This is a genomic window from Mesorhizobium sp. M0152 (genome assembly GCF_040322415.1).
Lineage (GTDB): Bacteria > Pseudomonadota > Alphaproteobacteria > Rhizobiales > Rhizobiaceae > Mesorhizobium.
Genome location: NZ_JAMYTH010000027.1, coordinates 45,829 through 70,449, shown reverse-complemented (window position 1 = coordinate 70,449; position 24,621 = coordinate 45,829). Strand labels below are relative to the sequence as shown.

Here is a 24,621-nt window from a genome sequence, read left to right as displayed (position 1 = left end):
CCATTTCGGCCTCAAAAGCCGGCTTGTGAATTGGGCTGGTGTTTTGTCGGGAATTGCACTATATGCGCCGCAGCTTAGCGCTACGACGCTTTGCTTGCACGGCCCCTGCTGGACGACATCCCGGCTGTGGGCGACCCGTTTCCTCGAACAGATAAGGAAAAACACGATGTCGATTACTGCCGAACGCAAACAGGAATTGATGGGTGAATTCGCAACCGCCAAGGGCGATACCGGGTCTCCGGAAGTCCAGGTGGCCATCCTTTCCGAGCGCATCAAGAACCTGACCGACCATTTCAAGGACCACAAGAAGGATAACCATTCCCGCCGTGGTCTGCTCGCTCTCGTCTCCCAGCGCCGCAGCCTGCTTGATTATCTCAAGCGCAAGGACGACGCGCGCTATCAGACACTGATCGAGAAGCTCGGTCTGCGCCGTTGACGAATTGACCGGCGGGCTCTCTCAGGGAGTCCGCCGGTCGCGCATTCGAGCACCGGATTAACCCGATCTCGAATGCAGGACTGGAGCGCCGCGCACCCATCTGGATGCCGGACGGACGCTCCAAAAGTTGAATTTGCGCATGATGCGTTCCGCAAGCCGTGGTTTTCGGGGTCATGCGCAGGCCAGTCGATCGACTGGCCATACCGGCTTCGAGCGTGCAGAGGGCCACTCGAAGCCACCCATGGACGGTCATGGGGCAGGATTGCAGGACGCTCGCAGGCCACAGTGCCGATGGAACCCGAGCTTCCCGTTGTCTTGCCCGTGGCTGCCCGAGAAAGGAAGCCAGAGGAAAGGGCACCCGCGCACGCTGAAACGGCGCGGCCCTTCCTCATACAAAGGATAAGACATGTTCAATCACCACAAAGTGGAAATCGAATGGGGCGGTCGTCCGCTCATCCTCGAAACCGGCAAGATCGCGCGCCAGGCCGACGGCGCGGTGCTCGCGACCTATGGCGAAACCAAGGTTCTCGCCACCGTCGTCTCGATGAAGGAGCCCAAGCCCGGCCTCGATTTCTTTCCGCTGACCGTCAACTATCAGGAAAAGACCTATGCCGCCGGCAAGATCCCGGGCGGCTACTTCAAGCGTGAGGGCCGTCCGAGCGAAAAGGAAACACTGGTTTCCCGCCTCATCGACCGCCCGATCCGTCCGCTCTTCGCCGACGGCTACAAGAATGACACGCAGATCGTCGTCACCGTCGTCCAGCACGATCTCGAGAATGATCCCGACATCCTGTCGATCGTCGCCACTTCGGCTGCCCTGACGCTGTCGGGCGTTCCCTTCATGGGCCCGATCGGCGGCGCACGCGTCGGCTACATCAACGGCGAATATGTGCTCAACCCGCATGTCGACGAGATGCAGGAATCCAAGCTCGACCTCATCGTCGCCGGCACCACCGACGCCGTGCTGATGGTCGAGTCCGAAGCCAAGGAGCTTGGCGAAGACCTGATGCTCGGCGCCGTCATGTTCGGCCACAGGGGCTTCCAGCCGGTGATCGAGGCGATCATCAAGCTGGCCGAGGTCGCCGCCAAGGACCCGCGCGATTTCACCGCGCCGGACTATTCGGCGCTCGAAGGCGAGATGCTGAAGATCGTCGGCGACGAACTTCGCGAAGCCTACAAGATCACCGACAAGCAGAAGCGCTATGGTGCCGTCGACGCCGTCAAGGCGAAGGTCAAGGCCGCATTCGCTCCGGCCGAAGGCGAAGAGGCCAAGTATACGTCTGAGCAGATCGGCAGCGTGTTCAAGGAGCTCCAGGCCAAGGTCGTGCGCTGGAACATTCTCGATACCGGCTCGCGCATCGATGGCCGCGACCTGAAGACGGTCCGCAAGATCGTTTCCGAAGTCGGCGTCCTGCCGCGCACCCACGGTTCGGCGCTGTTCACCCGCGGCGAGACGCAGGCGCTGGTCGTCGCCACGCTCGGCACCGGCGAGGACGAGCAGTATGTCGATTCGCTGACCGGCATGTACAAGGAGAAGTTCCTCCTTCACTACAACTTCCCTCCCTACTCCGTCGGTGAGACCGGCCGCATGGGTTCGCCGGGTCGCCGCGAAATCGGCCACGGCAAGCTCGCCTGGCGCGCCATCCGTCCGATGCTGCCGACATCTGACCAGTTCCCCTACACGCTGCGCGTCGTCTCGGAGATCACCGAGTCCAACGGCTCTTCGTCGATGGCCACCGTCTGCGGCACCTCGCTGGCGCTGATGGATGCCGGCGTGCCGCTGGCCAAGCCCGTGGCCGGCATCGCCATGGGCCTGATCAAGGAAGGTGAGCGCTTCGCCGTGCTCTCCGACATCCTTGGCGACGAGGATCACCTCGGCGACATGGACTTCAAGGTCGCCGGCACCGCCAATGGCATCACCTCCCTGCAGATGGACATCAAGATCGAGGGCATCACCGAGGAGATCATGAAGATCGCTCTCGACCAGGCCAAGGACGGTCGTCAGCATATTCTCGGCGAAATGGCCCACGCGCTCACCGGCGCGCGTGCCGAGCTCGGCGAATTCGCGCCGCGCATCGAGGTCATGCACATCCCGACCGACAAGATTCGCGACGTCATCGGTTCTGGCGGCAAGGTCATCCGCGAAATCGTCGAGAAGACCGGCGCCAAGATCAACATCGAGGACGACGGCACGGTCAAGATCGCTTCGTCGAACGCCAAGGAGATCGAGGCGGCGAAGAAGTGGATCCACACCATCGTTGCCGAGCCGGAAGTCGGCGAAATCTACGAGGGCACGGTCGTCAAGACAGCCGACTTCGGCGCTTTCGTCAACTTCTTCGGCCCGCGCGACGGCCTCGTCCACATCTCGCAGCTTGCCAACGACCGGGTCGCCAAGACCTCGGACGTCGTCAAGGAAGGCGACAAGGTCTGGGTCAAGCTGATGGGCTTCGACGAGCGCGGCAAGGTCCGCCTGTCGATGAAGGTCGTCGACCAGGCCACCGGCAAGGAGATCGTTCGCGATAAGAAGGCCGAAGGCGAAGAAGACGCCGCCTGAGCGACCAGATAGAAAAATCGAAGCGGGCGCGGCTTATGTCGCGCCCGCTTTCGTTTATGGAGCACAAGCATGTCCGCCGAGGCGCTGAAGACGCTTTTCCATCCATTCGAGGCCGAGGCTCTTCCTCTGCCGCGAAAGGGTGCGCTCTTCCGTTTCCGCGTTGCCGCGCCCGGCCTGCGCCCGGCGCACGCTTTGGCGGCGCCGCTGCATCTCTTGCAAGGTTTTCGACCGGATTTTCGTGCGTTGCAAGCCGCGGGGTTCGCGGTCACGCCGCTGGCGGAAGGCGACGGATTTGACGCGGCGCTGGTGCTCGTTGGCCGCCATCGCGGCCAGAACGAACTGCGCGTCGCCGATGCGCTTGAGCGTGTGGCGCCGGGCGGATTGATCGTCGTCGCCGGCGGCAAGGACGACGGCGTCGCCAGCCTCCGCAAGCGCATCGATGAGCTTGTACCGCTCGATGGCCACCTGCCGAAATATCACGGCATTGCCTTCTGGCTACGCCGCCCCGCCGATCCGGCAGCCGCGAAGGCACTGCGCGCCGCCAATCCCGCCATGCTGGTGGAAGGCCGCTTCCATACCGCGCCCGGCATGTTTTCCTTCGACCGGATCGATGCCGGCTCAAAACTGTTGGTGGAGAACCTGCCTGGCGATCTACGCGGCAATATTGCCGATTTCTGCGCCGGCTGGGGCTATGTCGCGGCCGAGGTCGCCGCGCGCTCACCCGGCATTTCAACGCTCGACCTTCATGAGGCGGACTTCGCCTCGCTGGAAGCCGCGAAGCTCAATCTGGCCGGGGTTGGCCAATCGATCGCCAGGAATTTCTTCTGGACGGATCTCATCGCCGAACCGGTCGAGCGCCGCTACGACGCGATCGTCATGAACCCGCCGTTTCACCGCAACCGCGCGGCCGAGCCAGAGATCGGCGCCGGCATGATCCGCGCTGCGGCCAAGGCCCTGAAGCCTGGCGGCCGGCTGTTCATGGTCGCCAACCGCCAGCTTCCCTACGAACCGGTGCTCTCCGCCGCCTTTGCCAGCCATGCGGAGCTTGCCCGCGACGGCCTGTTCAAGGTTGTTTCCGCGCGGCGGTGATGCAACGCCGCCTGATCTCAGTGCAGATTGCCGACGCGGCGCGTGGCTTCGGCAACTGGCCCAGCCTCGCCCCCGATCTTGAGCGGCGCCGGCCGCCCGAACAGGTAGCCCTGCACCACTTCGCAGCCGGCTGCCCGAAGCAGCGTCGCCTGGCTCTCGGTCTCGACGCCTTCGGCAATGATACTGACGCCGAGCGCGCGAGAAAGCCCGACAATGGACGAGACGACCGCGCCGGAGCTGGAATCGGTATCGATGCGGCTGACGAAGGAGCGGTCGATCTTCAGCTTGCCGAACGAGAAGTCGATCAGGTAGCTCAGATTGGAATAGCCGGTGCCGAAATCATCGACGGCAACGGAGATGCCCATCTCGGCAAGCTGTTTCAGAATGGCGGCGGCACGGTCACGATCCTGCATCATCGCCGTCTCGGTGACTTCCAACTCCAGCCGCGACGGCTTGATGCCTGTGGCCGTCATCGTGTCGCGCACGGTGCCGATGAAATCCTTTGTCATGAACTGGACCGGCGAGATGTTGACGGCGACGAAGCAGTCGTCCGGCAAATGGCGGGCGTCGCTGCAGGCCCTGCGCAGAACCCATTCGCCGATCGGGTTGATCATGCCCGTCTCCTCGGCGATCGGGATGAACTCCATGGGCGGGATCATGCCGCGTTCGGGATGGTTCCAGCGGATCAGTGCTTCGTAGCCGACGATACGGCCGGTCGGCAGGTCGAGTTGCGGCTGATAGTGAAGATCGAAGTCGCCGCGTTCGAAGGCGGTGTGCAGCTCGGATTCGACCCATTGGCGATAATCGGCCACGCGGCCCATCTCGCCATCGAAGACCGACCAATTGCCGACCCCGCGGGCGCGCGCGTTCTGCAGCGCCAGGTTGGAGCGGCGCAGGATCAGGATGGGATCGACGCCGTCCTTGGGCATAGCCACGATTCCCACCGACAGGCTCACCGATTGCTGGTGGCTGCTGAGCTCGTAAGGCTCCATCATCTCGTCGATGAGCCTCTCGATTATGCTTTCTATCGTCCCCCGGATCTGATGGTCCGGGAGCAGCACCGCGAATTCGCCGGCGCCGATGCGTCCGATCAGCGCGCGCTCTGGCATGCATGTCTGCAGCCGTTTGGTGAAGGCGCGGATCAGCTCATCGCCCTGGCTGTAGCCGATCGCATCGTTGATCTGTTTGAACCGGTCGATGTCTATGTCGATCAGGAACACCGGTTCCCCGGTCCGGCTTGTCGCGCATGCCGCCTCGGCGATCTTGCCGACCATCGCCGGGCGCGCCAGAAGGCCAGTCAGCTTGTCGAAATGGGTTTCGTTGAAGACAAAATCCGCAGATTCGTCGACGCCGGCGAAGAAGGACATTGCCGCCACCGACGCCGCCAACGCGCAAAGCGCGGCCATGACCACGACCATCATGCCGGCCGGTATGCCGGTGAAGCCATCGCCGAGACCGTATTTCAGGCCCCAGATTCCGAGAACGAAACTGCCGATACCCGAGCTTGCTATGGTGAGCAGTCGGAACACCGGTGTTCGCTTCGGGTTGCTGACGGAAGGCATTGAGACGTCCCCAAACTGCGGGACTTCGTAGCGGATATCCCCTTAAAATGGGTTTCCGCGAATGCTTCCAATTTTATCGGAAAGGATTATTTTTTTACTGGAGAAAAGAATATTTCCCCGCGCGTCCTGATGCGTGTCGTCCAGCAGTGATTCCCGGTTTGGGACGAAACCTTTCGCCTGAATCCGGTCCAGGGGCGTCGGGCTTTAGTCGCGCGCGCTGTCCGTCTGCTTCAACTCGTCGAGGGTCGGCATCGAAACGATGTGATAACCGGAATCGACATAGTGGATTTCGCCGGTGACGCCTGAGGCGAGATCGGACAGCAGATAAAGCGCCGAGCCGCCGACCTCGTCGATTGTCACCGTGCGGCGCAGCGGCGAGTTACGCTGCTGATACGAGAACATGTGACGCGCGTCCGAGATGCCGGCGCCGGCAAGCGTGCGCACCGGTCCCGCCGATATGCCGTTCACCCTGATGCCGCGCGGGCCATAGTCGTTGGCCAGGTAGCGCACGCTGGCTTCCAGCCCTGCCTTGGCGACGCCCATAACATTGTAGTTCGGCATGACCCGAACCGAACCGGCATAGGTCAGCGTGATCATCGAGCCGCCGTCCTTCATCAGCGCGGCGGCATGGCGGGCGATTTCGGTGAAGGAATAGCAGGAGATAACCATGGTGCGGATGAAATTGTCGCGGCTGGTATCGGCGTAGAGGCCCTTTAGCTCGTTCTTGTCGGAAAAGCCGATGGCATGGACGACGAAGTCAAGTCCGCCCCAAGCCGTGCCCAAGGTCTCGAACGTGGCTGCGACCGAAGCGCTGTCCTCGACATCGCATGGCACGACCAGCGAGGCGCCGACCTTGTCGGCGAGGGGCTTGACCCGGCGGCCGAAGGCGTCACCCTGATAGGTGAAGGCGAGTTCCGCCCCCTGTTCGGACAGTTTCCGCGCGATGCCCCAGGCGATCGAATGATCGTTGGCGACCCCCATGACAAGCCCGCGCTTGCCCTTCATCAATCCGTCCATGGCCGCCAATCCTTATACAAAAAACGCTGGTCTTACGCGGAATAGCGCTGGAAAATCAGCGTTGCGTTGGTGCCACCGAAACCGAACGAATTCGACAAAACAGTGTCGATCCTGGCGTCGTCGATGCGCTTTCGCACGATCGGCATGCCCTCGAATTCGGGATCGAGGGTCTCGATATGGGCGCTTTCGCCGATGAAGCCGCCTTGCATCATCAGGATTGAATAGATGGACTCCTGCACGCCGGCAGCGCCCAGAGAATGGCCGGTCAGCGATTTCGTCGAGGTGATGAACGGCATCTTCTCGCCGAACACCTCGCGGATCGCACCCATTTCCTTGGAATCCCCAACCGGGGTAGAGGTGCCGTGGGTGTTGATGTAATCGACCGGCGTGGTGACGGTCGACAGTGCCTGCCGCATGCAGCGCGCAGCGCCCTCGCCCGAAGGGGCAACCATGTCGTAGCCGTCCGAGGTCGCGCCGTAGCCGACGATCTCGGCATAGATCTTGGCACCGCGCGCCTTGGCGTGCTCGAGCTCTTCCAGCACCAGCACGCCGGCCCCGCCGGCGATAACGAAGCCGTCGCGATCGGCGTCATACGCGCGCGAAGCGGAAGATGCCCGGTCGTTGAATTTCGACGACATCGCTCCCATAGCGTCGAACAGGTCCGACATCGTCCAGTCGAGATCCTCGTGGCCGCCGGCAAAAACCATGTCCTGCTTGCCCCACTGGATAAGTTCGTAGCCATTGCCGATGCAATGCGCCGAGGTCGAACAGGCCGAAGAGATCGAATAGTTGACGCCGTGGATCTTGAACCAGGTGGCCAGCGTGGCCGACGCGGTCGACGACATCGCCTTTGGAACCGCGAAGGGGCCGATACGCTTGGGACTGCCATTCTTGAGCGTGGTTTCGGCCGCTTCGACGATAGTGCGGGTGGAAGGGCCGCCCGAGCCCATGACGATGCCGGTGCGCTCATTGGTGATGTCGTTTTCGCCGAGGCCCGCATCGGCGATCGCCTGGTCCATGGCGACGTGGTTCCAGGCTGCGCCCTGCGACAGGAAACGCATCGCGCGCCGGTCGATCATGGCGGTCGGATCGAGTGTCGGCGCGCCCCAGACATGGCAGCGAAAGCCATGCTCGGCGAAGGAATCGGAGAAACTGATGCCGGATCTGGCGTCATGCAGCGAGGTCTGCACCTCATTGGCATTGTTGCCGATCGACGACACGATGCCGATGCCTGTGACTACGACACGTCTCATTCGCAACTCCTTCCAGGGATGCTGGCCGGAGGACCGGCCAGGACTGCGGTCAAGCGACCGCCGACTGCTTGGACAGACCGACCTTGAGGTCGGTTGCCGCATATATGGGCTCGCCGTCGGCCTTCAGCCAGCCATCGGCGATGCCCAGCACCAGCCGGCCGCGCATCACGCGCTTGAAATCCACGCCGTACTCGACCTTCTTGACGGATGGCGTGACCATGCCCTTGAACTTGACCTCACCGGTCGACAGCGCCATTCCCTTGCCCGGTTCGCCGAGCCAGCCGAGATAGAAACCGGTCAATTGCCACAGCGCGTCGAGGCCGAGGCATCCCGGCATGATCGGATTGCCGATGAAATGGCAGGCAAAGAACCACAGGTCCGGCTTGATGTCGAATTCCGCGCGGATGAAGCCCTTGTCGAAGGCGCCGCCCGTCTCGCTGATTTCGGTGATGCGGTCGAACATCAGCATCGGCGGATAAGGCAGTTGGGCATTGCCTGGGCCGAACAGCTCGCCGCGGGCGCAGGCCAGCAATTCGTCGTAGTCGTAGCTGGATTTGTTACCCGCCATCAATCTCTTCCCGTTATTGTCCCGGGCGGTAGCGCGCCCTTGTCGTTGGTGTCCTAACACAATCTGTTTCAGGCCGGAAACCGGCGTTTGCGCTTAACCCGCCAGTCTGCTCGGGTCAATGCACGCTATTGATCGTGTTCGGACGACAGAATATATGTCGACAGGGGTCCGGTTTTGGCAGAGATCCATTTTTTTGCCATTCTGGGCGTATCTTGAAGCGGGACTGTGAGCTTGGACGACCAGATGGACCGGGGCCGCCGGAAGGAAAATGTCGCTGTGGACAAGCGGGTTCGTGAAGCCGGCCTGAGGCCGACGCGTCAGCGCATCGCGCTGGCCGACCTGCTTTTCGCCAAGGGCGATCGCCATTTGTCGGCCGAGGAACTGCACGAGGAGGCGGTGGCCGCCGGCGTGCCGGTGTCGCTGGCCACCGTCTACAATGCCCTTCACCAATTCACCCAGGCGGGGCTGCTGCGTATTCTCGCTGTCGAGGGCGCGAAGACCTATTTCGACACCAACACCTCCGATCATCACCATTTCTATGTCGAAGGCGAGAACCGGATATTCGACATCGCCAACGGCCCGGTCACGATCACCAACCTGCCCGAGCCGCCGGAGGGAATGGAGATCGCCAATGTCGACATCGTGGTGAGGCTGCGCCCCAAACGCCCTGAATGACTGGCGAGCGATGAAACCTCTCGATTTGGCGATCCGGTTGGAATGGGCCATCGTGGCCGTGGCCGCAGTCGTATTCTATGGATCGGTCGGCGTTTCCTGGTGGCTGTTCGGATTGCTGATCCTGGCGCCGGACCTGTCGATGCTGGGCTACCTCGCCGGGCCGCGCGTCGGTGCCGCAGCCTATAATGCCTTGCATGTGCTGATTTTCCCGCTGTTGCTCGCGTTTGCCGGAGGTATCTTCGGCAACACCATGGCGACAGCCATTGCCCTGGTCTGGATTGTCCACATCGCCATCGACCGCGCGCTGGGCTACGGCCTGAAGCTTTCAACCGGTTTCCAGGATACCCACCTCGGCCGCATCGGCAGCTAAGTGACAGCGATCTGGTACATGCGACCAGACCGCCCATTGCATCGCTACATACCGCCGGTCGAAACCGGTGTCGCGGAAACCATCGGCAGCATTCGCTCCGTCGCGTCGAACAGTTCTTCGGCGAGGTCCGAGAGCCGTGGATAGGGCGAGAATACCAAGATTGGATTCAAGGCTCGGACCGTTACACCGCCTGCTTGCTCGCTGACCAGGAACTTCAACGGCGCTTCGGGTACGGCGCCGGGATCAGGCCGGTCGCTATCCGATCCCGAGTGCCTCCGAAGCTCTCGATGCTGAGGGTCAGTTCTTGACCCGCTCGCCTGGATAGGCGCCCCAGACCGCCGACTGGGCGAGCCAGCCGGTGTGGCCGTCGAGCGTCATTTCGCACCACTGGCCGTCGCAGGATTTGATCGTGCCCATGACGCCGGGCTCGACGATCGCCACCACACCGGCATCCTTTTCGGGACTCTTGAGAAGATTGATCTGAGCACCCTTGCCGCGCTGCCATGGCGCGATGATCGCGGTGCGCCGGCCCGAAAGCAGCGATTGGTTGATCCAGCCTTCCGAGCCGTCCGCGTCGCGCACACGGCGCCATGTGTCGAACTCCTGGACGATCTCCATGGGCAGGCCGGCCTTCATATACATCCAGTCGACCGAGTAATTGGCGCCCGGACCGACGCGCGAGTTGACGCGGCCGGATTTCAGGCTGACGAATCGCGGCAGAGGCAAGCCGCTCGGCCCGAGCGTCACGGCGCTCTGTGCGGGTGCCGCCGCACTCTGGGCGGCCAGATGCGGGGAATAAAGGAGAGCGCCGAGAAATGCTGCGCTGAGGGTCAGGCGGAGCGACGCGAAACCAGACACTTTCGTTCCTTTCGGCGCTGGCCTGCCGGCCCTGGCGCCCCTTTTTCTTTGTCTTCGGCGGCACCGCTTGTTACATGAGTAAATCGGCTACCGCGACCGGCTCCAGTTTCGCCGGTCTTGGTTAAAGAGGTCTCAACGAGGGAAACAATGGCAGGCAAAAAGAAGCCTCTCGTGGTCATCACGCGAAAGCTGCCGGACCCGGTCGAGACCCGCATGCGCGAGCTGTTCGACGCAAGGCTGAATGTCGAGGACAGGCCGATGACGCAGCCGGAACTGGTGGCGGCGGTCAAGGAAGCCGACGTGCTGGTGCCGACGGTGACGGACCACATCGACGCCGCGCTGATCGCCCAGGCCGGCGACAATCTCAAGCTGATCGCCAATTTCGGCAACGGCGTCGACAAGATCGACGTGGCGGCCGCGGCCAAGAGAGGCATCACCGTCACCAACACGCCGAACGTGCTGACCGAAGATACCGCCGACATGACTATGGCGCTGATGCTGGCGGTGCCGCGCCGGCTGGCGGAAGGCGCCAATGTGCTCACCGGCGACAAGAAATGGGCCGGCTGGTCGCCGACCTGGATGCTTGGCCGGCGCATCTGGGGCAAGCGGCTCGGCATTGTCGGCATGGGCCGCATCGGAACCGCCGTCGCCAGGCGGGCCAAGGCCTTCGGCCTGTCGATCCACTATCACAACCGCCATCGCGTGCTGCCGGCTGTCGAGGACGAACTGGAGGCGACCTATTGGGAGAGCCTCGACCAGATGCTGGCCCGAATGGACATCATCTCGGTCAATTGTCCGTCGACTCCGGCGACCTTCCACCTGCTTTCGGCGCGGCGGCTGGCGCTGCTGCAGCCCACGGCCTATATCGTCAACACCGCGCGCGGCGACATCATCGACGAAGAAGCACTGGTCAAACTGATCCAGGACGGCAAGATCGCCGGTGCCGGCCTCGACGTCTACGAACACGAGCCGGCGCTGAACAGCAAGCTGCTCAAGCTCGCTGGCCGGGGCAAGGTCGTGCTGTTGCCGCATATGGGCTCGGCGACTCTCGAGGGCCGCATCGACATGGGCGAGAAGGTCATCATCAACATCCGCGCCTTCGTCGACGGTCACCGCCCGCCGGACCGCGTCCTGCCGCTCAGGACCTGATGCAGCGCATGCCCCGAAAAATGGGACCGGCCTTCGGGATCATGCTCTCGATAAAGCCTATCCCGATTCAATCGGGATGCGACGGCTATATTGCAGCGCAATGCTGGGCAGGCTCCAAGTGAAAGCTCAGGCTTACGAAAGGCTCTTCCGCATGGTTATCGAAGTCGGCCTGCTGTAGCCCTCATGCGCGGTGCGCTTGGTCTCGTGGAAGCCGAGGCGGGCAAAGGCGGCATGATTCCCGGTCAGCTCGATCCGCGTCTGAAGCTCGATGGCGGGTTTGCCGCGGTTGAGCGCAAGCTCTTCGATGGTCTGCATCAAACGCCGGCCAATGCCCTGTCCCTGACGGTCCGGCGCGACGGCGAGCTTGCCGACATAGAAACTATCGATCCTTTCAAGAGCAAAGACACAGCCCACGATCCTGTCGCCGCCAAGGGCCACGAACCCGGTTTCCCGTCCGGCCTTGTCGCGCAGACCGTCGGCGGTGAGCAAGTGCGCAGAGGAGGCAGGATCGATGACGCCGTCCATCGGGGCGAAGGCAAGCAGGATCAGTGCGAGCACGTCGTCCCAGCGCTCGAAATCGGCGTGAATCCGGGCAATGGAGACAGTTTCGGTCTTGTCCACTGGTCAGGTTCTCTTGTAGCGGATCGTTTCGAAACGCGCGCTCAGCGCATCATAAAGCAGTAGCCGGCCGACCAGCGGCTCGCCGATACCCGTGATCAGCTTGATCGCTTCCATTGCTTGCAGCGTGCCGACGACGCCGGTCAGCGCGCCAAGCACGCCGGCTTCGGCGCAGGACGGCACCATGCCCGGCGGCGGTGGCTCCGGAAATAGATCGCGATAACCCGGGTTGGGGCTGCCGTCCTTACCGTCCTCGAATGGTTTTAGCACGGTCACCGAGCCGTCGAAGCGCCCGACCGCGGCATGCACCAGCGGTTTGCGTTCGCCCGCGCAGGCGTCGGCCACCGCATAGCGGGTTTCGAAATTGTCGGAACCGTCGACGACGATGTCATAGCGGGCAATGAGGGCAGGGGCGTTGTCCTCGGTCAGACGGAATGTGTGCGTTTCCACACTGGTGTTGGGATTGATCCGGGCGATTGCCGCCTTGGCGCTGTCGGTTTTCAGCATGCCGACAGCATCGGTTCCGTGAATAACCTGGCGCTGCAGGTTGGAGAGCGAGACTGCGTCATCATCGACGATGCCGAGTGTTCCGACGCCGGCCGCGGCCAAATATTCCAGCACCGGCGCGCCCAGCCCCCCGGCGCCGATGACCAGAACCCGCGCTTGCTTGAGCTTCTGTTGACCGGCGCCGCCGACCTCGGGCAGCACGATGTGCCGGGCATAGCGTTCGATCTCGTCGGCGGTGAGCGCAGGGGTCATTGCCAGACCATATAGTGGCTGAAAAAGCTTGTCAGGAGTGTTCGGTTGGCCCAACCGCACCATGGTCGACGGTTAGGAATTGCGCGCGTCCCTTGAGACTGGAAAACAGCGCCGCATCGGTTCCGGTCATGAAAGCCTGGCAGTTCAATTCCTCCAGGATCGAAAACAGCGCCGCCCGCCGTCCGCCGTCGAGGTGTGCCGCGATCTCATCGAGCAGCAGGATCGGCGTCATCCCCGACATCTCGCCCGTCAGCCTGGCATGGGACAACACAATGGCGACCAGCAGCGCTTTCTGCTCGCCTGTCGAACAGAGCTCGGCCGGCATCGCCTTGGGCCGATGCCGAACCACGAGATCCGAGCGATGCGGCCCTTCGAGCGTGCGTCCGGCAGCGCGGTCGCGGTCGCGGCCATCCGAAAGCGCCCGCCGGAACCGCTCCTCGACGTCGACCGCCGGGGCGGTGACGATCTCAGCCTCCAGATCGCCTGAAAGGCCGATGTCGGCCTGCGGAAACGGCCCGCTGTCGGGCAGCCGGTCGATCATGGTGGCCAGAAGGCGCACCAATTCGGCGCGCGCGGCGGCGATCGCGACGCCGGTTTCGGCCATCTGCGTCTCGATCGCGTCGAACCAGCGATCGTCCCGGGAGCCTTCCGTCAGCAGCCGGTTACGGCCGCGCATCGCTTTCTCGTAGTCGAGCGCTCGCTGGCCATGGCCGGGATCGATCGCCAGCACCAGCCGATCGACAAAACGCCGCCGATCCGCGGCCGGTCCCGTGAACAATGCATCCATGGCCGGCGTCAGCCACACCACGCGCAGCCATTCCAGCATGTCCTCGGCCGAACGCGCCGGAGCCCCGTTGATCCGCACCCGCCGGCCGCCTTCGCCGGCACTGTCGCCGCCGGAAACGCCGGTGCCGATCTCGACCTGGCCGTCAGGTCCATCGAGCCGAGCATGCAGGGCAAAGCCGCCGTCGCCGCCCTCGCGCGCGACGTCGGCGTAAGGAGCACGGCGCAGGCCGCGTCCTGGCGTCAAAAACGAAATCGCTTCGAGGAGATTTGTCTTGCCTGCGCCGTTGTCGCCGGAAAAGATCACGGCGCCCGGCGCAAGATCTATAGCCAACGTCGCGTAGTTGCGAAAGTTTGTAAGTATTAACTTACTTATATAGGTTTGTGCCGGCAACCGCTATCCGCCTATAGACCGGCTCTTCGTTTCACGAAAACGCAGAACCGTTCTATCTCTTTGTTTTGACGCAATTCGGGACGGAAAACCGCTTTTTCCTGGATTGCTCTGGAAGTCACCGAAAAATTATCGTCCTCGCTGCCGGTCCTGCGGCAGAACATGATGAGGCCGCGACGGCTACACCCGCATCGGCATCAGCACATAGAGCGCGGTTTCGTCAGCCATGTCATGGATAAGGGTCGGCGAACCGGCATCGGCCAGCATGAATTTGGCTTCCGAACCGGTCAACTGCGCGGCAACGTCGAGCAGATATTTGGCGTTGAAGCCGATCTCGATCGGGTCGGCCGAATAGTCGGCCGCAAGCTCCTCGGTGGCGCTGCCCGAATCCGGATTGTTGACCGCAAGTGTCACCTGACCCTCGCTGATCGACAGCTTCACTGCCCGTCCGCGTTCGGAGGAAATGGTCGAGACGCGATCGACAGCGGCGGCAAAGCTCTGGCGGTCGATGATCAGTTTCTTGTCGTTGCCGGTCGGAATGACCCGCTGGTAGTCCGGGAAGGTGCCGTCGATCAGCTTTGAGGTCAGGACGACACTGCCGATGGTGAAGCGGATCTTGGTATCCGACAATTCGGTGGTGACGGCAACGTCCGGATCATCGACCAGCTTCTGCAGCTCGCTTACCGTCTTGCGTGGAATGATGATGCCCGGCATGCCCTCGGAGCCCGCCGGCGCGTCGATCTCGGCGCGCGCCAGACGATGGCCGTCCGTCGCCACCGAACGCAGCTTCAGCTTGCCGCCGACCTCATGCGTGTGCAGGTAGATGCCGTTCAGGTAATAACGCGTCTCCTCGGTGGAGATGGCGAACTGGGTCTTCTCGATCAGGCCCCTCAGGGCAACCGAGTCGAGGCGGAATATATGCGAGAAAGACCCGGCCGAAAGCTCGGGGAAGTCGGATTGCGGCAGGCATTGCAGCCGGAAGCTCGAGCGGCCGGACGTCACCGTCATGGCATTGCCGTCCTCGTCCGTCTTCAGCATCACCTCGGCGCCATCCGAGAGCTTGCGCACGATGTCGTAGAGAAGGTGCGCCGGAACCGTGGTCGCGCCGCCGCGCTCGACCTTGGCGGGCGTTGCTTCCGTCACCTCGAGATCGAGGTCGGTGGCCTTCATTTCGAGACTGGCGCCCTCGGCGCTGAGCAGCACGTTGGACAGGATCGGTATGGTGTTTCGCCGTTCGACCACGCGGTGGACGTGGTTGAGCGATTTCAGGAGATTTGACCGTTCCAGGATAACACGCATGACGAAACAGGCTCGCTTGAAAGAATGAGCGGGTCCCCGGCTGGCGGCGCCCCGCGAAACGTCTGAATAGGCTCAGAATCTACCCAAACTGACAGGAAAAAACCAGCAAACGCAAGCCCGCGCCGCCGGTTCGGGCCGGCGGCGGAGGCTTTCTGGGGATAAAGGCGGCGAAGTCCCTGAACCCATCGCATGAATCCGAAATCCGGATCGCCGCCAAGCAGCGCAACCGGCCGGTTTTGGGCCTATGGCCGGACAGGCAAGCCATTGAATTCCAATGGTGTTCTGGCTTGCCCGTGCCGAACTGGTCAGGCCTGGTCGTTGATCAGCCGCCTCAACAGCTCGAGTTCCTGTGCCAGCGTGTTGTCGTTGCCGGAAAGATCCTCGATCTTGCGCACGGCATGCAGCACCGTGGTGTGGTCGCGGCCGCCGAAGCGCCGCCCGATCTCGGGCAAGGATCGCGGCGTCATCACCTTCGACAGGTACATGGCGACCTGCCGTGGCTTGACGATGGTGCGCGTGCGCCGGTTGGACAGCAATTCGGTCTTCGACACATTGTAGTGGCGCGCGACGATGCGCTGGATATCCTCGATACGCACCCGCTTCGGTTCGCCCGTGCGATAGATGTGGCCGAGGATCTCGTCGATGCGGTCGATGGTGATCTGCGGCTCGAAAGACTGGCGAAACAGCAGCTGATTGAAGGCGCCTTCCAATTCGCGTCCGCTGCCGGTCACTGTGCGGGCGACGTGGTTGAGGATTTCCTCCGAAATATCGAGCGATGCGTCGTCGGCCCTGGCGGTGGCGAGGCGCAGTTTAAGCATGCCGAGGCGCATGGCGAAATCGGGCGCCGACATTTCGAGCGCGACGCCGCCATTGAGACGCGAGCGGACCCGCGGTTCGAGCGATTCCAGTTCCGACGGCGGCCGGTCGGCGGCAACGACCACTTGCTTGGCACTGTCGAGCAACATGTTGATCAGGTGGCAGAATTCGTGCTGGATCGACTTGCCCTGCAGGAACTGCATGTCGTCGATGATGAGCAGGTCGATGTCGCGCAACTGCTCCTTGAGCGTCAGCGCATTGTTGTCGCGGATCGCGGTGGCGAAGCGCCACATGAAATATTCCGCCGTGAGATAGACAACGCGGGATTTGGGGTTCTGCTTCAGCGATTCCGCGGCGATAGCCTGCAACAAGTGTGTCTTGCCGAGCCCGACGGTGGCGTGCAGGAAAAGCGGATTGAAGCGCACCGCGCTCGATTGCGATTCAGCGACGGCCCTGGCGGCGGCGAAGGCTACCCGGTTCGACGGGCCCTCGATGAAGGAGCCGAATGTATAGCGCGGATCGAGCGGCGAACCGAGCACATTGTGCCGGAACTCGCTCTCGACCGCGGCGCCCGGCCGTGGCGCTGGGGATCGCTCCACCCTGCCGGGGCTTACAGTGCCAGCGGCGAGGGCTGTTTGCGTCTGCCGCGTCATCTTGCGCGCCGGGGCCAGTTCCGGCTCTACATGGCTGCGCCCCTGGCGGGTGGCCGTGCGCACCACGATCTCGATCTTCAGGATTTCGGGGTCCTCATGCTTCCACAGCTCGGAGATGAGGTCGTGATAATGGCCGTTGATCCACGAGCGCAGGAAAGCGGTCGGCACCGAGATACGGACGATGCCCTTGGAAGCCTCCGCGACCTTCATGCGTCCGAACCAGCTTGAATAGACTTCGGTTCCCAGCCGCGCCTTCAACTGGGCCTTGACCCGGTCGAATTTCTGCTCCGCGTCGCTGGAAGCCGCCATGTCGCTTGCTCCGATCAGATTTCCTGGAAATGGGAGTTCGCTTGTGAGCTCCCTTTCGATGCCGCCGCTCTGCATGATCGAGTTCCTTATCTTTGTACCTGTTTTCCGCCGGGGATGCGCCTCCTGCATCCGTGTTCCGGCGACTGCGCTTCGCTACGATGCCCGGTTGCCGCCGCCGGCACATGAACATCGCCCATTATCCAGGGAGAACCGGTGCCGGCCTATGAAGCCAGTCCGCGTTGGGTATGTCAGGCAATACAACACCGTCCGGCGAAAACGCCGGCGCGCTGTCGAGCTGCCATGTCTAGTTACGCCAGTCCCCTACCGTACCGAAAAAGAGCAAACCAACCCGTCCACGGACTTGATCCGCGTCGCAAATCCCGCCGATTTAAGCTGGCCCGATTCAGGCTGGGTTATGGGCTGGAGGCCCGTCCCTTTCGATGGATCGACATTACCGAAATCGCTGTGGATAGGGCAAGGCCACCTCTAACGGATTTTTAAGGAATCTGGTTAGCGTAGCCAGATCGGACCGCCATGCCGCAACGATGTATTTTGACAAAGCCATTGTGATTCAAACCCTTTTCCGGCGAATATGAAAAAGCCGGGCTGGCGTGAAATTTTCTGAAATAATTCGCTTGACAGCCAATTGTCCCCCATCGCTTCGCGGCTATGTGAACAAGCTGTGGACGACCGTCTGTAACTATTTGAAAAAAAACAATTATCTCTGAGGGCAGAGAGTCTTTTGGTCGGCCGTTTTCATGTCTGTCGACCAACAGCCGGCACACATATGCCGGCAAAGCATTTCGAACCGCGAAATCCGCGTTCGACGCTATTTCCGAGTATTCTTTTTAAGTACTTGCCGGCAAACGAAAAAACCCGGCGCGATAGGCCGGGTTCGAAGAAGATCAATCTGAAGTGGATGTCAGGCCGACAGCACTTTTAGACGCTGTGCGAGGCGCGACACTTTGCGGGAGGCAGTGTTCTTGTGGATCACGCCTTTGGTCGCGGCGCGCATCAACTCGGGCTCCGCGGCCTTGAAAGCGGCCTGTGCGGCAGCCTTGTCGCCGGAGGCGAGTGCCTCCTCGACCTGGCGCACATAGGTGCGGACACGCGACCGGCGGTTCTTGTTGATCGCCGCGCGGCGGGCGATCTTGCGCGTAGCCTTTTTGGCCGAGGATGTATTGGCCATGATGCCTCTCTTCTGATCTGGTCGGCGCATGCGGCATGCCGCAGGGCGCAAAAAACAAACGGGCAGCCACGGGGCCGCCTCGGTTGGTGGGGCTTATAGTTCAGCTTTTCCGGCGCGTCAACGCTGCCCGGCGTTCTTTTTGGCTGGCGCGACGGGTTTCACGCGCCAGCCGGTGGCGCTCTACCGGTTGGTGAAGTTGGGCTTCCGTTTTTCGACGAAGGCCGCCATGCCTTCCTTCTGGTCTTCGAGCGCGAAAAGCGAGTGAAACAGCCGGCGTTCGAACCGCAGTCCCTCGGCAAGCGTCGTTTCATAGGAGCGGTTGACGGCTTCCTTCGCCATCATCACCGATGGCAGTGAGAGATCGGCGATCTTGGCCGCCACCCTCACGGCCTCCTCGACGAGCTCGCCGGCAGGCACGACTCGCGACACCAGGCCCGAACGCTCGGCTTCCGCGGCATCCATCATGCGTCCGGTCAGGCACATGTCCATCGCCTTGGACTTGCCGACGAAACGGGTCAGGCGTTGCGACCCGCCCATGCCGGGAATGACGCCAAGCGTGATTTCGGGCTGGCCGAATTTCGCCGTGTCTGCGGCAATGATGAAATCGCACATCATCGCCAGTTCGCACCCGCCGCCCAGAGCATAGCCGGCCACCGCCGCGATGACAGGCTTCCGCACTCGCGTAAACTCTTCCCAGCCGACGAAGAAGTCCTGGCTGTAAGCGTCGACATAGGAGATCGCCTGCATCTCCTTGATGTCGGCGCCGGCGGCGAACGCCTTTTCGGAGCCGGTCACGACCATGGCGCCTATGCCTGCATCGGCGCTGAAATCCTGCACCGCGGCGACCAGCTCGGCCAGCACCTGGGAATTCAGCGCATTGAGCGCCCTTGGCCGGTTCAGGGTGATCAGCCCGACCTTGCCGCGCGTCTCGATGATGATCGTTTCGTAGGCCATAGCTGCTTCTCCTCGCTCGACTTCGGTCCAACCTAGGCCTGGCACGTGCGGCAATAAAAGGTCGAGCGTCCGCTCTGCACGACGCGCTCGATGTGACCGCCGCAGCCGGGCTTAGGGCAAGGGCCGCCCTCGCGGTCGTAGACGGCGAAGGAATGTTGGAAATAACCAAGCGATCCGTCGGTCTGCACGTAGTCGCGCAGCGAAGACCCGCCGGCTTCGATGGCGTCGGCGATGACCGAGCGGATTGCCTCGGCGAGGCGTTCGCTTTGCTCCCTGGCCTTCTTGCCAGCCTTGGCGATCGTGCCCGCCTCGCGCAATGGCGACAGCCCGGCGCGCCAAAGCGCCTCCGACACATAGATATTGCCGAGCCCGGCGATCAGCCGCTGGTCGAGAAGTGCTGCCTTCAGCGGCGATCTCCGGCCTCTCAGCAGCGAGGCGAGCAGCACTCCGTCCAGCGCATTGCCCGTAGGCTCGACGCCCAGGCCGGCCAACATAGGATGGGATTCCGCCAGCCCCTCCGAAAACAGCATGAAGCCGAAGCGGCGCGGGTCGTTGAAGATCACCCGAGATCGGGCTCCGGCCGCGGTTTCGACATGGAACACGACATGGTCGTGCGTCGTGCTTTTCGAGCGTTCGTGCTGGAACGCGCCTGGTATCTCGCTGTCGTCGTCGCTCTCGATGCGAAAGGAGCCCGACATGCCCAGATGGCAGATCAGCACCGGGCCGTCTTGAACGTGCATGGTCAGATATTTGGCCCGGCGGCCAAGCGCCGTGACCGTCCTGCCGCTCAGCCGCTCCGAAAACCGGTCGGGAAACGGAAAGCGAAGATCGGGCCGTCGCGCCTCGACCCTGGTAAGGCGGGCACCTTCCAGAACCGGCTGCAGCCCGCGCCGGACCGTTTCAACTTCGGGCAATTCAGGCATGGCCGCCGATCGCCGGGTAGAAAGAAGTGCCATGGCGACCGCGCGCCAGTCCGAGGTGCTCGGCCACGGTCTCGCCGATATCGGCGAATGTTGTCCTCAGCCCGATGTCGCCGCCTTTGAAACCGGGTCCGGTGCCGATCACCGGGATCCGCTCCCGCGTATGATCGGTTCCGCGCCAGGTCGGGTCATTGCCGTGATCGGCCGTCAATATGAGAAGATCGCCCTGCCTCAGCCTTGCGAATGCCTCGGGCAGCCGCCGGTCGAAAGCCTCGAGCGCGGCGGCGTAGCCTGCAACATCGCGGCGATGGCCGAATTCGGTGTCGAAATCGACGAAATTGGCGAAGACGAGATCGCCGTCGCCTGCGTCGTCCATCGCGCCAAGCGCCCTGTCGAACATGGCCATGTTGCCCGCCGCCTTGCGAACTTCCGAAATCCCGCGATGGGCGAAGATGTCGCCGATCTTGCCGATGGCAATGACGCGGCTTCCTCGCGCGGTCAGCCGGTCGAGCAGGGTCGGCTCCGGCGGCGGCACGGCATAGTCGCGGCGATTATGCGTTCGCTCGAAAGTAGCGCTGGTTTCGCCGACGAAAGGCCGCGCGATCACTCGCCCGATCTTCAGCGGATCGACCAGCCTGCGCACCACCTTGCAAAGTTTATAGAGCCGCTCCAGGCCGAAATGGACTTCGTGCGCGGCGATCTGCAGAACCGAATCGACCGACGTGTAGCAGATAGGTTCGCCAGTGCGGATGTGTTCCTCGCCGAACCGCTCGATGATCTCGGTGCCAGGCGCATGGCAATTGCCGAGAATGCCGGGCACCTTGCCCTCGCCGATGATCGCCTCGGTCAACTCTGCTGGAAAGGCGGGAACCGTGTCCGGGAAATAGCCCCAGTCGAAGCGCACCGGCAGGGCGGCGATCTCCCAGTGCCCGGACGGGGTGTCTTTGCCGCTCGAAACTTCCTGCGCCGCGCCGTGGAAGGCATTGGCGAGCAGATCCGTCCCGGTGCTGGCGAAGCCCAGCCCCGTCGCTGTCTCTGCGGCCTCGCCCAATCCGAGCGAGGCCATATGGGGAACGAACAGCGGCCCTTGACGAAGCCCTTCGCGATCCGCGCGGCCCTCTGCGCAGGCCTCGGTGATATGCGCGAAGGTGTTGGCTCCGGTGTCGCCGTAGCGGTCGGCGTCGGCCGCGCCGCCGATGCCGAAGGAATCCAGGACGAAGAGGAAAGCACGCGCCATTGGGTCATTGTTGCCAGGTTGGATATCCAGACATAGGGTTCCACGGCGGCATTGGCAATTCGCAAACCAAACGGCAACAGCTTGGCGCGATGGTCAGGCGCAGGTCGCCCAAGGTGCCTGGGCTTTGGGGCAACGACAAGGACAAGTGTCTTCACATGTCGGGCATGGATCAAAGAAGACAGACGGCGGTCCTGTCATGAAACCTGCGCTGAAGGCGGGTGCTGTCTTGATGGCCATGCAGGGGGCGGTCTGGTCTGGCTCCGCCCAGGCCGACTGGCGCGACGATGTCGGCACGTTTCGCATCGGCATCGTCGCCGAGCCCGGCGCCGGCAACACCGTTCCGGGATTGCCGCTGCTGACCCAAGCCTTTGCCAATGCGATGGGCATGAAGGTGGAGTTCGTCGTCGCGCGCGACTATGGCGCGCTGATCGAGGCGCAGACCGACGCCCGGATCGAGTATGCCGTCTATTCGGCGACCGCCTATGCAACGGCGCTGCAACGCTGCGGATGCATCGAGCCGCTCGTGGCGCCGGTCGATTCCGATGGCGCGGTCGGTATCCGCGCGGTGCTGCTGACGAAGGATGGCAAGGTGCCTAGCCTGGCGGCGATGGAAAGCCACCGGATCGCCATGGCGCCGGCGGACAGCATCGGTTCTCTTTTGCCATTGGCTGGGCTGGCCGCCGAGCACGTCAGGATCGCCGAGGATGCATCGTTTCTGGTCCAAGCCGATTCGGCTGCGGCGGCCGAGACGATGCTCGTCGACGGCAGGGCCGACGCCGTGTTCGGCTGGGTGAGGGCGGCGGCCGATGGCCAGCCGCAACTATTCGGCGGCACGCAAGCGCGCCTCGAAGCGGCCGGCCTCTCGCCGTCCGCCCTCCAGGCCGTGTGGACGTCCGATCTGCTGAGATATGGTCCCCACGCGGTGCGCAACGATCTCGACCCGGAGGCCAGGCGTCGGTTGACCGTGTTCCTGACCAACCTCAAATCGACGACGCCGGATCTCTACGACCTCCTGGAATCGAAGCATTCGGGTGGTTTTGTCACCGTAGACGCCAAGGATTACGCGATGGCGGAAGCCATCGTGCGGTTGGTGGCGACTGGCGGTGGCCGACAATAGACGTCTTCAACAGTCGCCGCAGGGGATCGTCAGGCTTCTGCGGGGGCGCAGATAGTAGGTCTCGCCCATCGATATGTTCTTGATCAGGCTGGGGGTCATTCCAAGCTTCTGTTGGCTGTCCGGCGCCCAGCCGAAGATCGGCGCGTAGCCCAGATTGCTGTCGACGCGGATAAGGAAAGTGCCGGCCACCCTCAGCGTTGTCGGGACCGTGGCGGTCGTGCCTGCGGTAGGACCGACGCTATAGACGCCGTCGACCATTTTGCGCGACCACGCCACCAGGACCTTGGGCGGCGTATCGGTGGTGACGTTTATTGCCGTGATGGTGATGCTCGGCGCCGAGCGGTTGTAGGGTTGAAGGGTGGAGGTGCCGATCTTCATGATGGCGTCGAGATCGGCCTTGGAGATGGTCGGCTGTTGCGTGATGAGATCGGCGACCATGCTGCCGACACGACTGACCTTCTTGCTGGTCTCGATGGCCTGCGAAGCTTCCATGGTCATGAAATACATGACCAGCAGGATAGGCACGATAAGGGCGAATTCGACCGCTGCGACGCCACGGCGATTGGACCAGAAGCCTACCGCCTTGCCCCAGATTCCTGCAATTTTCAGATGTGCCCCCGCACGCATCATTGCCCTGCCTTTTTTCTTGTTGGTGCTTTTCGAACTCAGTTGTTGAACGGCTCGTTCTGCCAGGTCACCGAGGCAAAATGCAGTGTCTTGTTGCCGCCCATCGACTGAGCCAGAAAATCGGTCATGACAGGCCATTTGTAGAAGACCCGCAGCATGTTTTTCGATTCTGCCAGGCCTGGTGAATTTGCGAACGGCTGCGAGTTGGTGCCTTGCATCAATATGACGTTGCTACCCTCTATCTTGAAGGTCGCCGAGGCCGCGTCTGCGAACGTCGGATACTCGCGAAGGTCCACGTCCATCTGATTGGTGCAATCTTGGGAGACTATAACCTGCAGTTTCGCGCAGATCAGGCCCTTCAATTTGTCCCCGGCGACGTCGACCGCCCTCAACTGGCCCGTGCGCAACTGGCGCGCGATGTCGTCGGTCGCGTTGGCCATCACTTCCTGGCCGGCAAAGGAGATGCAGCTTTCCAGGATGGCAAAGACGAGAAGGGCGAAAGGCAATGCAAGCAGCGCGAATTCCACAGCCGTGCTGCCGCGGCGGTCGCGACCGAAGTGTTTGAAAAGCCTGGCGTGCCTCGTCTTGCGCTGATCCGCCGAACCGAATTCCTTGCTCATGTCCTGTTCCTGCCCATCTCCAGACGGTTCCGGCAGGTCATTAGCGCAAACCAATTGAGGTCCGGTTTGGATGATCGTTAAAGTCGCCGCGAGCGTCTTAACCAGTCGATAACCCGGGCGGCGGCCGACGGCGCGGCTATCGGCTGACGTTCATCTCTGCTTCGGAGGATTTCTCCGCGTCGCTCTTGTAGGAACTTTCGCAATAGGGCGTACAAGACATCGTCTGCACTTCGGCACGCCTGTAGATGCGAACCGAAGAAGCCGCCTGCCGCACGACGGTAACTTGCGCGTCGACGATTGGGCTACCCTCCTGGTCGAGAACGACGAGATTGGTGATGCCGAAGCCCTTGCCGGTGAGCACGATCGTCGAGGCGTCCTGAACGGAAGCATCGGCGATTGCCGGGTTGCCGACGACGATCGTGTCGGCTGGGCGCGACAATTTCACGATCTTGGCCTGGTTCATGGTGACTTCGATGCCAGTGCCGGCACTGGCGGGCATGGTGAAGCTCACGGCGGCAAGAAGCACGGCAATCAGGATTGAGAATCTCGGCTCGGCCATCAACGCGCTCCACGCAAGGCAGACTGTTCAACGGAACATGAACGAGATTGGTGAACCAACGGTTAAGTCGGTCCTCTGCTGCCGGAAGTAGCGAGCGACATGGCTGCTCGCATGACCGGATCCACTCGGGACGCCAGCTCCCCACCCGCACCTTTTGCAGGCATTGCCCCCGGAAACACTACATTAGCCAGCGCTTAGTATGGAGTTAACCACGCAATATGTTGGAGCCCGGAAACGAA

The 24,621-nt window shown here is 62.4% G+C and carries 25 protein-coding genes; 7 read left to right on the top strand and 18 right to left on the bottom strand.

What is annotated here, in order from left to right; genetic code table 11:
• The first annotated feature begins 94 nt into the window (after nucleotides 1–94).
• From rpsO to NKJ26_RS23785, 3 genes are all read left to right on the top strand, one after another.
• A complete protein-coding gene (rpsO, locus tag NKJ26_RS23795; RefSeq protein WP_318013458.1) occupies nucleotides 95–436 on the top strand; it encodes a 30S ribosomal protein S15 in 342 nt (113 codons plus the stop codon).
• Nucleotides 437–842: 406 nt separating this feature from the next.
• Nucleotides 843–2,990: a polyribonucleotide nucleotidyltransferase gene (gene pnp, locus NKJ26_RS23790; RefSeq protein ID WP_027026605.1), complete on the top strand. Its 2,148-nt coding sequence runs from the start codon at nucleotides 843–845 to the stop codon at nucleotides 2,988–2,990.
• A gap of 69 nt (nucleotides 2,991–3,059) precedes the next feature.
• Nucleotides 3,060–4,079 (top strand): class I SAM-dependent methyltransferase, encoded by a 1,020-nt coding sequence (locus NKJ26_RS23785; RefSeq protein WP_352697517.1) that lies wholly within the window; start codon nucleotides 3,060–3,062, stop codon nucleotides 4,077–4,079.
• A gap of 17 nt (nucleotides 4,080–4,096) precedes the next feature.
• Here NKJ26_RS23785 and NKJ26_RS23780 read toward each other — a convergent pair whose 3' ends face one another.
• The 4 genes from NKJ26_RS23780 to fabA all read right to left on the bottom strand — a co-directional run bounded on the left by NKJ26_RS23780 (nucleotide 4,097) and on the right by fabA (nucleotide 8,479).
• The gene (locus NKJ26_RS23780; protein WP_352697515.1) at nucleotides 4,097–5,641 is read right to left on the bottom strand and encodes a putative bifunctional diguanylate cyclase/phosphodiesterase; all 1,545 of its coding nucleotides are present in this window, start codon (nucleotides 5,639–5,641) and stop codon (nucleotides 4,097–4,099) included.
• A 204-nt stretch (nucleotides 5,642–5,845) separates the two neighbouring features.
• Complete coding sequence (gene fabI / locus NKJ26_RS23775) at nucleotides 5,846–6,658, bottom strand: enoyl-ACP reductase FabI (protein WP_352605641.1); 813 nt, start codon at nucleotides 6,656–6,658, stop codon at nucleotides 5,846–5,848.
• 32 nt (nucleotides 6,659–6,690) lie between these two features.
• On the bottom strand, nucleotides 6,691–7,911 hold the full coding sequence (fabB, locus tag NKJ26_RS23770; protein ID WP_352697513.1) for a beta-ketoacyl-ACP synthase I: 1,221 nt from the start codon (nucleotides 7,909–7,911) through the stop codon (nucleotides 6,691–6,693).
• A 49-nt stretch (nucleotides 7,912–7,960) separates the two neighbouring features.
• Complete coding sequence (gene fabA, locus NKJ26_RS23765; RefSeq protein WP_352605637.1) at nucleotides 7,961–8,479, bottom strand: 3-hydroxyacyl-[acyl-carrier-protein] dehydratase FabA; 519 nt, start codon at nucleotides 8,477–8,479, stop codon at nucleotides 7,961–7,963.
• Between the two features lie 243 nt (nucleotides 8,480–8,722).
• Between fabA and irrA the strand changes: the two genes are divergently transcribed.
• Nucleotides 8,723–9,154, top strand: a complete 432-nt coding sequence (irrA, locus tag NKJ26_RS23760) for an iron response transcriptional regulator IrrA (protein ID WP_027026599.1) — start codon at nucleotides 8,723–8,725, stop codon at nucleotides 9,152–9,154.
• Between the two features lie 10 nt (nucleotides 9,155–9,164).
• Nucleotides 9,165–9,524, top strand: a complete 360-nt coding sequence (locus NKJ26_RS23755; protein WP_352697510.1) for a DUF4260 domain-containing protein — start codon at nucleotides 9,165–9,167, stop codon at nucleotides 9,522–9,524.
• Between the two features lie 44 nt (nucleotides 9,525–9,568).
• On the opposite strand, the gene NKJ26_RS23750 is transcribed toward NKJ26_RS23755, so the two are convergent.
• A complete protein-coding gene (locus NKJ26_RS23750; RefSeq protein WP_352605633.1) occupies nucleotides 9,569–9,742 on the bottom strand; it encodes a hypothetical protein in 174 nt (57 codons plus the stop codon).
• Nucleotides 9,743–9,821: 79 nt separating this feature from the next.
• The gene (locus NKJ26_RS23745) at nucleotides 9,822–10,382 is read right to left on the bottom strand and encodes an SH3 domain-containing protein (protein ID WP_352697508.1); all 561 of its coding nucleotides are present in this window, start codon (nucleotides 10,380–10,382) and stop codon (nucleotides 9,822–9,824) included.
• A 147-nt stretch (nucleotides 10,383–10,529) separates the two neighbouring features.
• On the opposite strand from NKJ26_RS23745, the gene NKJ26_RS23740 reads away from it, so the two are divergent.
• Nucleotides 10,530–11,531, top strand: a complete 1,002-nt coding sequence (locus NKJ26_RS23740; protein ID WP_352697506.1) for a 2-hydroxyacid dehydrogenase — start codon at nucleotides 10,530–10,532, stop codon at nucleotides 11,529–11,531.
• 132 nt (nucleotides 11,532–11,663) lie between these two features.
• Here NKJ26_RS23740 and NKJ26_RS23735 read toward each other — a convergent pair whose 3' ends face one another.
• The 9 genes from NKJ26_RS23735 to NKJ26_RS23695 form a co-directional block, all read right to left on the bottom strand.
• On the bottom strand, nucleotides 11,664–12,152 hold the full coding sequence (locus NKJ26_RS23735) for a GNAT family N-acetyltransferase (RefSeq protein ID WP_352697504.1): 489 nt from the start codon (nucleotides 12,150–12,152) through the stop codon (nucleotides 11,664–11,666).
• Between the two features lie 3 nt (nucleotides 12,153–12,155).
• Nucleotides 12,156–12,908, bottom strand: coding sequence for a molybdopterin-synthase adenylyltransferase MoeB (locus NKJ26_RS23730; RefSeq protein WP_352697502.1), 753 nt, complete (start codon nucleotides 12,906–12,908; stop codon nucleotides 12,156–12,158).
• Nucleotides 12,909–12,939: 31 nt separating this feature from the next.
• Nucleotides 12,940–14,085 (bottom strand): DNA replication/repair protein RecF, encoded by a 1,146-nt coding sequence (gene recF, locus NKJ26_RS23725; RefSeq protein WP_352697500.1) that lies wholly within the window; start codon nucleotides 14,083–14,085, stop codon nucleotides 12,940–12,942.
• Between the two features lie 177 nt (nucleotides 14,086–14,262).
• Nucleotides 14,263–15,381, bottom strand: a complete 1,119-nt coding sequence (gene dnaN, locus NKJ26_RS23720; protein ID WP_027026589.1) for a DNA polymerase III subunit beta — start codon at nucleotides 15,379–15,381, stop codon at nucleotides 14,263–14,265.
• A 305-nt stretch (nucleotides 15,382–15,686) separates the two neighbouring features.
• Nucleotides 15,687–17,234, bottom strand: a complete 1,548-nt coding sequence (gene dnaA / locus NKJ26_RS23715; protein WP_352605620.1) for a chromosomal replication initiator protein DnaA — start codon at nucleotides 17,232–17,234, stop codon at nucleotides 15,687–15,689.
• An 847-nt stretch (nucleotides 17,235–18,081) separates the two neighbouring features.
• Nucleotides 18,082–18,348 (bottom strand): 30S ribosomal protein S20, encoded by a 267-nt coding sequence (gene rpsT / locus NKJ26_RS23710; RefSeq protein WP_027026587.1) that lies wholly within the window; start codon nucleotides 18,346–18,348, stop codon nucleotides 18,082–18,084.
• Between the two features lie 180 nt (nucleotides 18,349–18,528).
• Nucleotides 18,529–19,302 carry an enoyl-CoA hydratase gene (locus NKJ26_RS23705; RefSeq protein ID WP_352697497.1) on the bottom strand — a complete coding sequence of 258 codons (774 nt, stop codon included), beginning with the start codon at nucleotides 19,300–19,302 and terminating at the stop codon, nucleotides 18,529–18,531.
• 32 nt (nucleotides 19,303–19,334) lie between these two features.
• Nucleotides 19,335–20,225 (bottom strand): bifunctional DNA-formamidopyrimidine glycosylase/DNA-(apurinic or apyrimidinic site) lyase, encoded by an 891-nt coding sequence (gene mutM / locus NKJ26_RS23700; protein WP_352697495.1) that lies wholly within the window; start codon nucleotides 20,223–20,225, stop codon nucleotides 19,335–19,337.
• Nucleotides 20,218–21,459, bottom strand: coding sequence for a phosphopentomutase (locus NKJ26_RS23695; protein ID WP_352697493.1), 1,242 nt, complete (start codon nucleotides 21,457–21,459; stop codon nucleotides 20,218–20,220). Before NKJ26_RS23695 ends, mutM begins: the two co-directional genes overlap by 8 nt.
• Before the next feature lie 196 nt (nucleotides 21,460–21,655).
• Between NKJ26_RS23695 and NKJ26_RS23690 the strand changes: the two genes are divergently transcribed.
• Complete coding sequence (locus NKJ26_RS23690; RefSeq protein ID WP_352697491.1) at nucleotides 21,656–22,576, top strand: phosphate/phosphite/phosphonate ABC transporter substrate-binding protein; 921 nt, start codon at nucleotides 21,656–21,658, stop codon at nucleotides 22,574–22,576.
• Nucleotides 22,577–22,582: 6 nt separating this feature from the next.
• Here the strand turns inward: NKJ26_RS23690 and NKJ26_RS23685 are convergent, their stop codons facing one another.
• From NKJ26_RS23685 to NKJ26_RS23675, 3 genes are all read right to left on the bottom strand, one after another.
• On the bottom strand, nucleotides 22,583–23,206 hold the full coding sequence (locus NKJ26_RS23685; protein ID WP_352697489.1) for a TadE/TadG family type IV pilus assembly protein: 624 nt from the start codon (nucleotides 23,204–23,206) through the stop codon (nucleotides 22,583–22,585).
• A 35-nt stretch (nucleotides 23,207–23,241) separates the two neighbouring features.
• On the bottom strand, nucleotides 23,242–23,823 hold the full coding sequence (locus NKJ26_RS23680) for a TadE/TadG family type IV pilus assembly protein (RefSeq protein ID WP_352605607.1): 582 nt from the start codon (nucleotides 23,821–23,823) through the stop codon (nucleotides 23,242–23,244).
• A 136-nt stretch (nucleotides 23,824–23,959) separates the two neighbouring features.
• Entirely contained in the window at nucleotides 23,960–24,382 is a 423-nt protein-coding gene (locus NKJ26_RS23675) for a pilus assembly protein N-terminal domain-containing protein (RefSeq protein WP_352605605.1), read from the bottom strand.
• Nucleotides 24,383–24,621: the final 239 nt, after the last annotated feature.